Here is a 13,294-nt window from a genome sequence, read left to right on the forward strand (position 1 = left end):
TATAAACTCCAGCTTTGTGATTAGGGTGAATCATTATAAAAGAGATTATTAAACATTTTGGAATAATAAATCTCGAACCTGTTGATATTCTTTCAAACGCTTAAAATCTTTGACTGTTGGTGATTGAATGCGAGATAAGTCCATATTGTCATTGATATCTGCTAATTTAACAACATGTGCGATTGGGTTTTGTCGCGCTCGTTGAGCTGCTTCTAGACGAGTTTCTCCTTGTTTTTTAGTGAGTGCGACGATTGCGTCAATGATATGCGGTTGAAAACCGAATTGGTATAAATCTTCAATCGTTGTTTCTGTATCTTCTAAAATATCATGTAAAACTGCCACAATTTTATGTTCAATTGTAGGAACATTTAACATGACTCTTAATGGATGTAATATATAAGGGGCATTTGCTTTATCTACCTGTCCTTCATGTTGTTTTGCAGCTAATGAAATCGCTTGTTCAAGTGTTGCCATAATTTAAATCCCTGTTATTCGAATGGATTCACAGATCGTATTCTTTTAAACTAAATCCAAATTTTCTATGCTTTAAAATTATGTCATACCAACTTATAAACGTTATCGATGCGACTCAAAACATTGCATGTCCATATTGTCATCAAGCTGTTTTAGATTGGGAACAGGAACAGTATATTCAGCCGTGTGAGCATACATTATTCATGGCGATGGATTTAGGTTTTGAATTTATTGCTGATCGTTTTGAAGAAGTTCTACCACAGTCGGTTGATGAAATTCATGAAGATCCAAGTATGAATATTTATAAGACCATCACTCAGGCGAACTATCCAAATCTACAAATTTACAAAGCCGATTTAGGGGTAGAAGGTATGTTTCGATATGTTGGTTTTAGCTTAAACTAAAACTCATTGTAATAAAAAAGCCAATCATTTGATTGGCTTTCATTTTTTAGCTTATGCTTCAGGAGCAGGGCTATACTGTTCAACTAATGGCTTTAACTCACCATTTTGGAACATTTCAAGCATGATATCGCTACCACCAATGAGCTCGCCGTTTACCCATAATTGTGGGAAAGTAGGCCAGTTAGCAATTTGAGGTAATGTTGTACGAATATCTTGATTTTCCAAGATATTTACATAGGCAAATGGGCGACCAATTTGGCTAAGTGCTTCAACTGCACGCGCAGAAAAACCACATTGCGGAAATTGTGGAGTGCCTTTCATGTAAAGTAAAACAGGGTGTTTCGCAATTTGATCACGAATTAACGCTACTGTATCACGCGCTTGTTCCGTCATAGATAGATCCTCAACTAATCTCCGTAAATTATATACTGAAAAACACTTTTGCGGCTATTGCTAAAGATTTTTCTTATATAAATGTGAGTTTGAGCTTTCAATCTACTCAAGTTTTTGCTTATATAACTTTTTTTCACCACAACTAATGATAGATTGAGTTTGTTATGACTAATATCACTCTTGCTCCTGTGCAACCTGATCAACCATCACATCTTATGGCAACTTATGGTCGCCAAGCGATCAGCTTTGTACGAGGACGAGGGGCGTATTTATATACAGCGGATGGTGCGGAATATTTGGATGCCTTAACAGGTATTGCTGTTTGTGGTTTAGGGCATGCACACCCAGTGATTGCGGAAGCGATTGCTGAGCAAGCTGCAACTTTAGTGCATACCAGTAACTTATTCGAAATTCCTTGGCAAACTGCTGCAGCTCAAAAACTTGCACAAGTTTCTGGAATGCAAGAAATTTTCTTCTCAAACAGTGGCGCTGAGTCAAATGAAGGTGCGATCAAAATTGCACGTAAATTTGGTTCTAAACAAGGCATTAGTAATCCTAAAATTATTGTTGCTGAACAATCTTTTCACGGTCGTACTTTGGCGACCTTATCTGCGACAGGCAATAAAAAAGTTCAAGAAGGTTTTGCGCCTTTGGTTGAAGGCTTTATTCGTGTGCCATTTGGTGATGTTGAAGCGATTCAAGAGGCAGCTATCAATCATCCAGATATCGTTGCAATCCTGATTGAACCAATTCAAGGTGAAGGTGGTGTCAATACAGCACCACAGGGTTTTAGTTACCTTGAGGAAGTTCGTGCTTTATGTAATCAGCATAATTGGTTAATGATGCTTGATGAAATTCAAACAGGGAATGGACGTACCGGTAAATACTTTGCTTATCAACATACCAATATTATTCCTGATGTCATGACCACTGCGAAGGGTTTAGGAAATGGTTTCCCTGTTGGTGCAGTAATGACACAGGGTAAAGCGGTAGGCTTACTCGGTGCAGGCAGCCATGGTTCAACATATGGCGGTACAGTACTTGGTTCACGTGTGGTTTACACTGTACTTGATACGCTTGAAAATGAAAAAGCCGTTGAAAATGCAGCCGTAGTTGGAGCCTATATTGTTGATCAACTACGAGCTCAACTGATTGATCAAAATGTACAGGTGCGTGGCTTTGGTATGATGATTGGTATTCAGTTACCAAAAGATTGTGCTGAACTAGTTGCTATTGCACGAGATGAATATAAGTTGATTATTAATGTAACGGCAGGTTCAGTGGTACGTTTATTGCCACCATTAAACATGACTCAAGCTCAAGCTGATGAATTGTTGAAGCGTCTTGTACCTGCAATTCAAGGCTTCTTAGCAGCCTAATGACGTATTAATCATGCAATAAAAAAAGGGCAATTTGAATTGCCCTTTTTTGCGGCCATTAGCCTGAAATATATTGTTGAAGTTGTTCGATAAGAACGCGTTGATCTTCCATTGCAGCTTTGACTAAGTCACCAATTGAAATAAAACCAACAAGTTTTTCTTTATCTAAAACAGGTAAGTGACGCAAATGGCGATCGGTCATTAATTGCAAGCATTCTTCAACTGTATTGTTTAAACCAACGGTGATGACTTTAGATGTCATAATATCCGACACAGGTGTTGTATTTGATGAACGCTCCATCAACGTCACTTTACGTGTGTAGTCACGTTCAGAGAAAATACCAACTAGCTTTTCATCTTCTGCAACGACTAAAGCTCCCACGCCTTTATCTGCCATAATTTTGATTGCTTCAAGTACAGTCGCATTTGGCGAAATTGTAAAAATTGATTGTACAGCTTTATTTTTGATGACTTGGGCAACGATTGTCATTGTTTATCTACCTCTGTTGTATTGTCATTTTCATTTAACTTAACGGTATTTTTTTTAATTGCAAAGCCCTAAATGTGCAACAATGATAACTTTCTCATGTGAATGTCTAAAAAGTCATCATGATTGGTGGGCAAATTTATTACGCCATAACTGGTTCTGGCATAAAAAAGAAATGCTGCATTTGTTGTGTCGAAAGTTTGAATTTGCGATGCGAAGAATTAAATAGAGCAGGCTCTACTTGTAAACGCGTTAAGGTTGGTAAGAGTGATTCATGAAAATCTTTTGGTGTAATTTTACGTGGTTTATAATTTTTCCAATTTGATTTTGCATAACGGTGTGCTTGTACGCCATTCAACCAAAATGGGAATACATGACCATCGTGATCGGACTTGATTGCCCAACCTTGATGATATAAACCCCAAAGTACGCCACAATACATCATTGTTTTTAGAATTGAAATTTTAATCATCAACTCACGTGATACTGGTTGGAAATTATTAAAACGATACATGTTCGTAAACTAATTTTATTTAAACTCATGTTTAATTATAAGAAATTTATATGGCATTTATGTTTAAACAATTGATCTAAATCGTAAGCAAATATTCTTTTGAGTCAAAATATCATCTTGATTATTCAATCTTTGCATCAGATAAAAGCAATTCAGAAAGACTCTAGAAATATTTTTTATTAAAGTTAACACTACCTGAGAAAATCAAAGCTTTGATGCGGCGCAAGTTAGATCGTGTCAGGGCGTGATGTTGTATGTTTTAAGAAGGTATTAAAAAACGCCACCTGAGTGACGTTTTCTTATGCTTGCATTGTTGCTAACTTTTGCCAATATTGAGCTTTCAAAGAATCACGTTCTACTCGAAAACCTTGATAATACAGTTCCGCTAAAAATAATGCTGCTTTACCGTGACCTGCTTGAGCCACTTGTTCAAGCTCTTTCACTGCATCTAGAAAGTTTTTTTGCGATTGAATTGTATTCACCGCATTTGCATACACATGTTCTAGTTCATGTTGTGTAAAATGTTGAATCATATATAACTCCTTATTCTAATTATGATTACTTCAAATTCTATTCAAAGATACTTTACTTTGAATTTAAGTCACTATAACTCTGAATTATGAAGTTATTATGACAAGATTACTTGAATTGTCAAATATATTGCGTGTCATTATGTTATTTGTAAGCTTACACGATTAAACAGTTTTGCCAAATATTTTTAAGTAAAATCAAAGTGAAAATAATAGAAATAGATAAGGAGAAGAATATGTTAAATGTAATTGATGGTTTCAATTTCGATGTGCCACCAGCAGAAAGCCAAATTATTGCTTTAGCTCATCATCATCGTAAATTACTCGATGAGGCAATCTTTCATCAGGAGATTCACTTAGGTGACTATTGTTTAGCACAGCGCAAAAGGGTTTACGATTTCGCAAGTCATTTAAGCCCTGAACAAAAAGATCGGTTTTATGATATTTACAACGGCGAGTTGAAACGTATTGCTGATGATGATGATTTACATCCAGCTGATGCTGAAAGTGGTGTAGGGATGTTTGCTATATTTTTGACACTTGTGATTATTGCATTCATTTTATATTTCGCCTTTGTCCGTTCGCTTATGAGTTGATTAATACCATATGAGCGTTCAATAAACTTACTGGCGGTGAATTATTGAACGCTACACTTGTCCTAAGCGAGCTAGACACATACACTACATCTAATTCGAGGTAGATTATGCTGTCTATAATTTCTAAACATAAAGTTCTACAATCCAAATTGGGGTTGAAAATTGACCAATTTTATAATGCTTTGGTCAGTATCATTATTTTTTCTATTTTTATCCTTGCATTTTATGCATTGAAACGTCCTGTTAATCCTTTGCAATATCAACAAGTGCTTCAGTTTTCACAGCAGGCCAGTCATCCTAAAACACAACAAATGGCAGTACATATACTGGAAAATTCTCAGATTCGCCGTGAAGATTATTTAAAGCTTTTGAACGCTTATCAATTTGAATCTAGTCGAATCAGAGAGTACCCAGCGATGGCGCAAGAAGATGAATAAGTTTTAATCGACTCATTTCTATTTATAAATGAACAGTTTGCCTTAGTCAGGAAAAAGAAATCAATTTGTGCTAGACTGACCATCTTTTAAAAAAGCTGCTTTTTTTCTCAAGGAATCGACATGCAACAGCAATCGAATATGCAAAATAAATTCTTGATAAATGCCGATATCGGAGATGACGATGTCACATTACCAAGTTTACCTGCTGTCGATGTTCCCATTATTGAGCCAGTAGCAAAAAATACTGTTGAAATGCCATCACCTGTAGTTGTGGAAGAAACATCTGTTCCTGCTATTACAGAAGAAGCTAAGTCAACGGGTTTCTTTGGTCGTATGAAGGATGGTTTGACTAAAACGCGTCGTAGTTTTACGGATGGTATGGTCAATATCTTAATTGGTGGCAAAGAAATTGATGATGAGTTATTAGAGGAAGTTGAAGAACAGCTACTCATCGCCGACATTGGTGTCGATGCGACCAAAACTATTATCGCGAATCTTACTGAAAGAACTGCGCGTGGAGATTTAATTTATTCGCATGCGCTCTACAAAGCATTACAAGAAGAGTTGGTTGCATTACTTGCACCACGTGTCAAACCATTACATATCGATCCAAATAAATCGCCTTATGTGATTTTAATGGTGGGTGTAAATGGCGTAGGTAAAACGACGACTATTGGTAAACTGGCTAAACGTTTACAAGGTGAAGGTAAAAAAGTCATGCTAGCGGCGGGTGATACTTTCCGTGCTGCAGCGACTGAGCAACTACAAATTTGGGGTGAACGTAACGATATTCCAGTTGTCGCTCAGGGGCATGGTGCAGATAGTGCATCGGTTATTTTTGATGCTTTTGAAAGTGCGCGTGCAAAGGGTATTGATGTTCTAATCGCTGACACAGCAGGTCGTTTGCAAAATAAATCAAATCTTATGGAAGAGTTGAAAAAAGTTAAACGTGTGATGCAGAAGATTGATGCAACTGCACCGCATGAAATTATGTTAATTGTAGATGCGGGGACAGGCCAAAATGCAATTAACCAAGTGCAACTGTTTGATGAGGCGGTTGGCTTAACGGGTATTACGATTACTAAACTTGATGGTACAGCGAAAGGTGGTGTGTTATTTAATATCGCGAGTCGTACCCATGTGCCAATTCGTTATATCGGTGTCGGTGAAAAGATTGATGATTTACGCCCATTCTCAGCAAAATCATTTGTTGCGGCATTATTTGAAACTGATAAGTAATTAGTTTATGTTAAAAGTACTCCACTCAATGTGGAGTTTTTTTATAGTTCACAAATAGCATTGTTTCAAAAATAAAACGATCTGTCATATTTTTTAGACTATTCCTAAAAAATGTATCGTTATACACTACATTCAATCCAAGATAACGCCTTAAAGGTATAGTAGGAATAACAACATGAGTAACTTTCTAAATAGCATTAAATCACGTCGTACCATTTATGCAATTGGTAAAAATCTTACAGTTGACCAAGCAACGATTGAAGAAACAATTCGCGAAGCAGTAAAACAAAGCCCATCATCATTCAACTCACAAACTTCACGTGTTGTAACTTTATATGGTGAATCACACCATAAATTTTGGGAAATTGTTCGCGAAACTTTACGAAAAATGGTTCCAGCAGAAGCATTTGCAAATACTAGTGCTAAAATTGATAGTTTCTCAGCAGGTTTTGGTACAGCGTTATTTTATGAAGATCAAGATGTTGTAAAAGGTTTACAAGAGCAATTCGCACTGTATGCGGATAACTTCCCAGTTTGGTCTGAACATTCAAGTGCGATTGCCCAGTTCGCAACATGGACTGCATTATCTGAAATTGGTGTTGGTGCATCATTACAGCACTATAATCCAATCGTGGATGCCGAAGTGGCTGAAACTTTTGATATTCCATCAAACTGGAAATTACGTGCCCAGTTAGTATTCGGTTCTATTGAAGCGGCTGCTGGTGAAAAAACCTATATGGATGATGCTGCACGTTTCAAAACTTTTAACTAAGTAAATATACGTATCACTAAAAAGAGCACTCAATGTGCTCTTTTTTATTTAAGGTTTGTATTCGCCAAAAGAACTATGGCGCTTAGCATTAAAACTAATGTATATATCTTAAAAAAGGCAAATTGTTGGAATAGACAGTTTTGTTTTATGTCATAAAATGGTCATAATCGCAGAGCATAGTGCTTACGATTTAATAAATTGTTTATATCGAGAAGAGTCTAATGTCTTTAAGAGTTGGTGTTGCTGCTTTCGGGTTATTATTAAGTAGTTCAGTTTTTTCAGCAGTCACAATCACTGCACCTGAAGAAATCGTGATTCTTGCGGTAAATGGTCAAGAAGTAAATAATGGTTTAATTCCTTCTAAGAAAAATAACTATCAGGTTGATGCTGGAAATCTAACAGTCAATGTGCGTTATCGTGAATATTTTGATCATTTAAATGGTGAGCATGATATTGTTAAATCAGGTGTTGTAACAATTCAAGCAACGGATCTGAAAGACAATCAAGCGTATAATTTAGCGTTGATAAATGCACCAAAGAACTTTAGTGAAGCAAAAAAATATGCTGAACAACCAACTGTTGCTTTATATGATCAAAACAAGCAGCTTGTTGTGCAGCAAACAGGTGCTAACAATGAAGTACAGCCTTGGTTTACAGGTAGTAGTTTACTTGGGCGTACGCTAGATCTAACGCAAAAAAATAAGAACAATACCGTGAATCAACCTGCACCTGTTTATGCAGGAACAACATCACAAGTAGTTGCAACTGCGCCTGTAGCAGTAACAACAGTAGCGGCAATCGGTACAGCAAAAACCACAGATCAACAATTAGCAGAATTGTGGCAGAAAGCATCTAAAGCTGAGCGCCAAAAATTTATGGCTTGGTTAGCGGGTCAAACCAACTAATTAACTCGCCCATTTTAAAAAACCGATGTTATCATCGGTTTTTTATTGAATGTATAAAATAGAAATGTCTTTAAACATTAAAAATGCAAAAATTTATGATGTAGCGCAATTGGTTGAATTAATCAATTTGGCTTATCGGGCTCAGTCTGGTCGAAGTTGGACGACAGAAAAAGCATTTGTAGATGGAACACGTATTACCAAAGAGCAACTAAATATAGAGCTAAATCAATCAAATTTTGAATTACTTGTTGGTGAAAATGAACAAGGTTCTTTGGTTGGTTGCATTGGATTAAGTTTGAATGATGATTATATCGAGATAGGTACTTTTGCGATTGATCCAACAATTCAAAATTTAGGTTATGGCAGAGAAATGCTTAACTATGTTGAAACTTATATTACTCAGAACTATTCGAGTGTTCGACGCTTAATCATGTATGTTCTAGATGTTCGTATTGAGTTGATGGCATATTATCAACGTCGTGGTTATCAGATCACAGGGCGTACAGAGTCTTATCCTATAGATGCTGATGTTGGTCAACCATTAGTACCAATTCAGCTGATTGAAATGGAAAAAGTGATTGCATAAGAAATTTGTATTCTATTGTGTTTTGTTTTTAGAGCTTTGATGAAGTTTAACAAGTTTTTAGATAACTTCACGATAGTCTAGGATTTTTATCATTTTCTGATTAGGCTAGTTAGGAATGTTAAATAAAAAATAGAGAGTTCAAACATGGGGAATTTGAAAAATAGAAGAAAATATATCGTCATTTTCACTCTTTGTATTTTATTGATCGCTTATTATTTTTTATGGTTGGGTCAAAGAGACGTTTATCAATTAACTGATATGCATGAAGTGGAAAAAGGCTGCTATCAGTATGAATCTGATGAAGGATTAAAAAATATAGCACGTCATGAGATTATTCGTTTGTACGGAACGGATGCCTTAAATGAACAAAGAAAACTTTATGTTTATCATATCAAGTACACAAATGAAATTGGGGTAGGCGGTAGACCATATGGGTTTTTAAAAGCTTTTTATCTTTATTTCTTTGCTAATAATTATCTTACGCCACTGACAGTTATTCTAGTAAATAACCCAGAGAGTATGTGTATATCCATACAATCAGCTTTGTACCAAAAAAACTAAAAAGATGTTCAATAACCAGAATCATAGGAATTTTATTCATAGTTCATCATTACTTTGTAATGACAATGTGCTTATGAAGTAAAAAAGAGGAAGCATAGCTTCCTCTTTCTATTTGATTTGTTAAGGACTAATTACCAATCCAAATATAATAACCTAAGATCATCAGAGGCCATGCAATATAAGGACTAAATAACCATTTCCATAACCAGAATCTTGGTATAAACCCAACACCATGAATAAAACCACCAGAAATTCCGACCATGACGAGCATCAGCATACTGTGGTTATAGTGACCATTAGCATCTAACATCAGTGATGGGTGTACCAATAAAATAGCAGCAAGCGGCAATGCCAACAAAAACGAAACGGTCATTGCAAGCACTTGCGCTTTACTATTCTTCGGTGTTGTCATTGCTTCAGCCATTTTATTATTCCTCATCTAAATCTTGATGGTGTTCGATATACAGCGCACTGAGTACACCTGCGAAGCATGCCATCAAAATGCCTAGAATCCATGCAAAATACCACATTTCACATCTCCTCATTAGTACAAACTATGTGAATTTTCTTCAATGTGTTTGTTAGTGATGACACCCCACATTTTGTAATAAGACCAAGAGGTATAGATCAAAATGAGAGGAACAAAAATACAAGCAGCAACAGTCATTACACCTAGAGTTTTGTGACTAGAAACAGCATCCCACATTGTTAAGCTTGACGTTGGATCTATACTTGATGGTAATAAGAATGGGAATAATGCAAAACCAGCGGTTAAGATTGCACCCACAATCATCAGGCTTGTACCAGTAAAACTCACAGCCGCTTTATGTTTCGCTGCGCTAATGATCACTAGTAATGCACCTAAGATTGCAACAATCGGTGCAGCAATAGTAATTGGATAAGTTGCATAGTTGTTTAACCAACCATGATTGGTATTAGTGACAACTTCTTTTGCAAGTGGATTTAATGCAGCATTAGTATTAACAGCAGTAGCATAACTATAGCCTGAGATATTTCCAAAGAATAACCAAGCGCCAGCCGCTAAGAAACATATAAGGAATACTATTGCCATAATTTGAGTTGCTTTAGCCGAACGGTTATGTAAATCACCATCAGTACGAAGCATTAACCATGCACCGCCGTGAGCAGATAACATTGACAAACTCACGATACCGCAAATCAGCGCAAATGGATTCAATAATGCAAAGAAGCTGCCTGTGTATTGAGAACGTAAGGTATCGTCTAAGCTAAATGGTACGCCCAAAAATAAGTTACCAAATGCAACACCGAATACTAGTGCTGGTACAGCACCACCGATGCACAGACCCCAATCCCAAGAAGTACGCCATTGCGTATTTTCTAATTTAGAACGGTAGTCAAATCCAACAGGTCTGAGGAATAGCGCAAATAGAACGAGTAGTAATGCCCAATACATTCCAGAGAAAGCGACAGCATAAACCATTGGCCATGCGGCAAAAAGTGCACCACCAGCGGTAATAAACCAGACTTGGTTACCATCCCAGTGTGGTGCAATCGTATTGATTGCAGCACGTCTTTCAGAATCAGTTTTACCTACAAATGGCATCAGCGCCATTGAGCCCATATCAAAACCATCAGTGAGGGCAAAGCCAATGAGTAATACACCAACCAATACCCACCAAATAATTTTTAGGAGTTCATATTCGATCATGATTGAGCCTCCCCAGTTTTTGCAGCTAGTTTTTCAAAATGATATTTACCAGTGTGCAACGAACTTGGACCTAAACGAGCAAATTTGATCATTAAGTACATTTCAATAATGAGCAGTACAGTATAGAACGCAGCAAGTGCAATAATTGATCCCCATACATCACCTGTGCTTAAAGAAGATGCAGATAGATGTGTTGGTAAAACTTCACCAATAGACCATGGTTGACGACCACCTTCAGCTACATACCAACCTGTTTGAATTGCAATCCATGGTAGTGGAAGAGCAAATAGAGCAAATTTAAGTAACCATGGTTTTGTTTCGGCATTACGTTTAGCGACTGACCATGCAGCCAGTAGGAAAAGTAATAACATTAATGCACCAGAAGCCACCATCGCACGGAACGAGAAGAACAATGCAGCGACATTTGGAATGGTATCTTTAGTTGCTGCTTTGATATGTTCTTCAGTTGCGTCAACAACATTCGGTGTATATTTCTTTAATAGCAGACCATAGCCTAAGTCTTTTTGATTTTTTTCAAATGATGCAAGTAACTCTGGGGACTGATCGCCTGCACGGAGTTTTGTTAATTCGCTATACGCCACCATACCATTACGAATACGGATTTCATGCTCTTTCATCAAGTCATGTAAGCCAGTAACTTCTTTGTCTGTCGAGCGAGTTGCAATCATCCCCATAACATACGGAATTTTAATTGCATAATCGGTACGCATTTCTTTCTGGTTAGGAATACCAAATAAAGTAAATGCAGCAGGTGCAGGTTCAGTGTGCCATTCAGCTTCGATTGCAGCGAGTTTAGTTTTTTGAACATCGCCTAGCTCATAACCTGATTCGTCACCAAGTAAAATGACGCAGAAAGTTGAAGCTAAACCAAAAATTGCAGCAATCGCGAAAGAGCGACGAGCAAAGGGCATATCACGTTTCTTTAGCATATAATAGCTTGAGATGGCGAGTACAAAAACTGCACCTGTGACATAACCAGCAGAAACGGTATGTACAAATTTTACTTGAGCGACTGGGTTGAAAATCAACGCTCCGAAGTCTACAAGTTCCATACGCATGGTTTCATAGTTAAATGCAGCACCAACAGGGTTTTGCATCCAACCATTGGCGATGAGAATCCACAAGGCTGACATATTAGAGCCAATCGCAACTAGCCAAGTTACACCTAAGTGTTGAACTTTAGAAAGACGATCCCAGCCAAAGAAGAATAGACCGATAAAAGTCGATTCTAGGAAGAAAGCCATTAAGCCTTCAATTGCAAGCGGGGCACCAAAGATGTCGCCTACATAGTGAGAATAATATGCCCAGTTTGTACCGAACTGGAATTCCATGGTTAAACCAGTGGTTACACCTAAGGCAAAGTTAATCCCGAAGAGTTTCCCCCAAAATTTAGTCATGTCTTTATAAATTTCTTTGCCAGAAATCACATAAGTGGTTTCCATGATGGCAAGAATAAAAGCGAGACCTAAAGTTAGAGGGACGAAAAGAAAGTGATACATTGCGGTCATTGCAAATTGGAACCGCGAAAGATCGACCACGCTTTCAGAAATCATCAACGTGTCTCCTGAGTTTTGGACATGTCACCAGCAATACGCTCGGCAACTTCATTGTTAAAATCTTTTGGAATCGTTGGGGCATCAAACCAGATATGTTTAATCACCATGAGAAGCACAACTTTAATAATAAGAATAATCGTAATTTCTCTGATTAATCTCCGATTTGAATCTTGAGAACTCATGTTCATAGAACTTAGCCTCATATTTTAAAAAGATGTAAAACATTATTAAATAAAATTCATTAAAAATAAACCTTTAAGGGTTTTAAAATATTTTATATAAAATAAATGATTAATATCAATATCTTAAGCGTTTTTATTGAAGTAATTAAAAATATTTTGTTTATCCAACTAAAATAATATGAATTGATTTAAAAAGTTGATTAAAACAGTTGTATTTATATTTTTAAATCTGATTAAAATGGTTTGGTTTATAATTAATTCAAGATAAAATAAACCAACTAAAATAGTATGAATATAAAAAATATAATATTTACAATAATTTAAAGAATTGATTACACAATTAAGTGATTTTTATAATGGATTCTGCACAAAACCTAGTGTATTGGTAGAGTTTGGTTTGAAAAATATGTGAAATATCATCCTTCATTTTAGTCTGAAAGTTAGATCAATAAGTTGATAGAAATGGAAGAGGTGATTACACGTTTTTTACTTTTTCTTTATGTAACAAATTGTAACTTTAATGATGAATGAAAAAAATCTAATCGCTTCAATTAGATTTCAACGGATT

Annotated in this window: 19 protein-coding genes; 9 read left to right on the plus strand and 10 right to left on the minus strand. The window is 36.4% G+C overall.

Annotated elements, in window-relative coordinates:
- Positions 1-48: 48 nt before the first annotated feature.
- A complete protein-coding gene (locus O1449_RS07100; protein ID WP_269239563.1) occupies positions 49-474 on the minus strand; it encodes a guanosine-3',5'-bis(diphosphate) 3'-pyrophosphohydrolase in 426 nt (141 codons plus the stop codon).
- A gap of 80 nt (positions 475-554) precedes the next feature.
- On the opposite strand from O1449_RS07100, the gene O1449_RS07105 reads away from it, so the two are divergent.
- Entirely contained in the window at positions 555-878 is a 324-nt protein-coding gene (locus O1449_RS07105) for a hypothetical protein (RefSeq protein ID WP_004662329.1), read from the plus strand.
- 51 nt (positions 879-929) lie between these two features.
- On the opposite strand, the gene grxD is transcribed toward O1449_RS07105, so the two are convergent.
- A complete protein-coding gene (grxD, locus tag O1449_RS07110) occupies positions 930-1,271 on the minus strand; it encodes a Grx4 family monothiol glutaredoxin (RefSeq protein WP_004662328.1) in 342 nt (113 codons plus the stop codon).
- 164 nt (positions 1,272-1,435) lie between these two features.
- On the opposite strand from grxD, the gene O1449_RS07115 reads away from it, so the two are divergent.
- Entirely contained in the window at positions 1,436-2,650 is a 1,215-nt protein-coding gene (locus O1449_RS07115) for an aspartate aminotransferase family protein (protein WP_269228083.1), read from the plus strand.
- 58 nt (positions 2,651-2,708) lie between these two features.
- On the opposite strand, the gene O1449_RS07120 is transcribed toward O1449_RS07115, so the two are convergent.
- From O1449_RS07120 to O1449_RS07130, 3 genes are all read right to left on the minus strand, one after another.
- Positions 2,709-3,140 carry a CBS domain-containing protein gene (locus O1449_RS07120; protein WP_004662324.1) on the minus strand — a complete coding sequence of 144 codons (432 nt, stop codon included), beginning with the start codon at positions 3,138-3,140 and terminating at the stop codon, positions 2,709-2,711.
- A gap of 139 nt (positions 3,141-3,279) precedes the next feature.
- Positions 3,280-3,651: a DUF2750 domain-containing protein gene (locus tag O1449_RS07125; protein ID WP_004662322.1), complete on the minus strand. Its 372-nt coding sequence runs from the start codon at positions 3,649-3,651 to the stop codon at positions 3,280-3,282.
- A gap of 299 nt (positions 3,652-3,950) precedes the next feature.
- Positions 3,951-4,184 (minus strand): hypothetical protein, encoded by a 234-nt coding sequence (locus tag O1449_RS07130; protein ID WP_004662320.1) that lies wholly within the window; start codon positions 4,182-4,184, stop codon positions 3,951-3,953.
- 233 nt (positions 4,185-4,417) lie between these two features.
- On the opposite strand from O1449_RS07130, the gene O1449_RS07135 reads away from it, so the two are divergent.
- From O1449_RS07135 to O1449_RS07165, 7 genes are all read left to right on the plus strand, one after another.
- Entirely contained in the window at positions 4,418-4,777 is a 360-nt protein-coding gene (locus tag O1449_RS07135; RefSeq protein WP_269239564.1) for a hypothetical protein, read from the plus strand.
- A 107-nt stretch (positions 4,778-4,884) separates the two neighbouring features.
- Positions 4,885-5,214, plus strand: coding sequence for a hypothetical protein (locus tag O1449_RS07140; protein WP_269239565.1), 330 nt, complete (start codon positions 4,885-4,887; stop codon positions 5,212-5,214).
- Between the two features lie 120 nt (positions 5,215-5,334).
- On the plus strand, positions 5,335-6,453 hold the full coding sequence (ftsY, locus tag O1449_RS07145) for a signal recognition particle-docking protein FtsY (RefSeq protein WP_269239566.1): 1,119 nt from the start codon (positions 5,335-5,337) through the stop codon (positions 6,451-6,453).
- Between the two features lie 175 nt (positions 6,454-6,628).
- On the plus strand, positions 6,629-7,225 hold the full coding sequence (locus tag O1449_RS07150; protein ID WP_004662314.1) for a nitroreductase family protein: 597 nt from the start codon (positions 6,629-6,631) through the stop codon (positions 7,223-7,225).
- Positions 7,226-7,446: 221 nt separating this feature from the next.
- On the plus strand, positions 7,447-8,130 hold the full coding sequence (locus O1449_RS07155) for a YccT family protein (RefSeq protein WP_269239567.1): 684 nt from the start codon (positions 7,447-7,449) through the stop codon (positions 8,128-8,130).
- Between the two features lie 64 nt (positions 8,131-8,194).
- Positions 8,195-8,716: a GNAT family N-acetyltransferase gene (locus tag O1449_RS07160; RefSeq protein WP_269239568.1), complete on the plus strand. Its 522-nt coding sequence runs from the start codon at positions 8,195-8,197 to the stop codon at positions 8,714-8,716.
- Between the two features lie 144 nt (positions 8,717-8,860).
- On the plus strand, positions 8,861-9,277 hold the full coding sequence (locus O1449_RS07165) for a hypothetical protein (RefSeq protein ID WP_269239569.1): 417 nt from the start codon (positions 8,861-8,863) through the stop codon (positions 9,275-9,277).
- Positions 9,278-9,404: 127 nt separating this feature from the next.
- Here O1449_RS07165 and O1449_RS07170 read toward each other — a convergent pair whose 3' ends face one another.
- Genes O1449_RS07170 through cydP form a run of 5 tightly spaced genes read right to left on the minus strand, consistent with a single transcriptional unit; the run spans position 9,405 to position 12,732 of the window.
- Positions 9,405-9,701 carry a cyd operon YbgE family protein gene (locus tag O1449_RS07170; RefSeq protein WP_005160016.1) on the minus strand — a complete coding sequence of 99 codons (297 nt, stop codon included), beginning with the start codon at positions 9,699-9,701 and terminating at the stop codon, positions 9,405-9,407.
- Between the two features lie 4 nt (positions 9,702-9,705).
- Positions 9,706-9,807: a cytochrome bd-I oxidase subunit CydX gene (gene cydX, locus O1449_RS07175; protein WP_002120988.1), complete on the minus strand. Its 102-nt coding sequence runs from the start codon at positions 9,805-9,807 to the stop codon at positions 9,706-9,708.
- Between the two features lie 14 nt (positions 9,808-9,821).
- Positions 9,822-10,967, minus strand: a complete 1,146-nt coding sequence (gene cydB / locus O1449_RS07180) for a cytochrome d ubiquinol oxidase subunit II (protein WP_269239570.1) — start codon at positions 10,965-10,967, stop codon at positions 9,822-9,824.
- On the minus strand, positions 10,964-12,541 hold the full coding sequence (locus tag O1449_RS07185; protein WP_269239571.1) for a cytochrome ubiquinol oxidase subunit I: 1,578 nt from the start codon (positions 12,539-12,541) through the stop codon (positions 10,964-10,966). The genes cydB and O1449_RS07185 overlap by 4 nt, the downstream gene beginning before the upstream one ends.
- Positions 12,541-12,732, minus strand: coding sequence for a cytochrome oxidase putative small subunit CydP (gene cydP, locus O1449_RS07190; RefSeq protein WP_269239572.1), 192 nt, complete (start codon positions 12,730-12,732; stop codon positions 12,541-12,543). Before cydP ends, O1449_RS07185 begins: the two co-directional genes overlap by 1 nt.
- Between the last annotated feature and the right edge of the window lie 562 nt (positions 12,733-13,294).

It is taken from the genome of Acinetobacter sp. TR3, from assembly GCF_027105055.1.
Taxonomy (GTDB): Bacteria; Pseudomonadota; Gammaproteobacteria; order Pseudomonadales; family Moraxellaceae; genus Acinetobacter.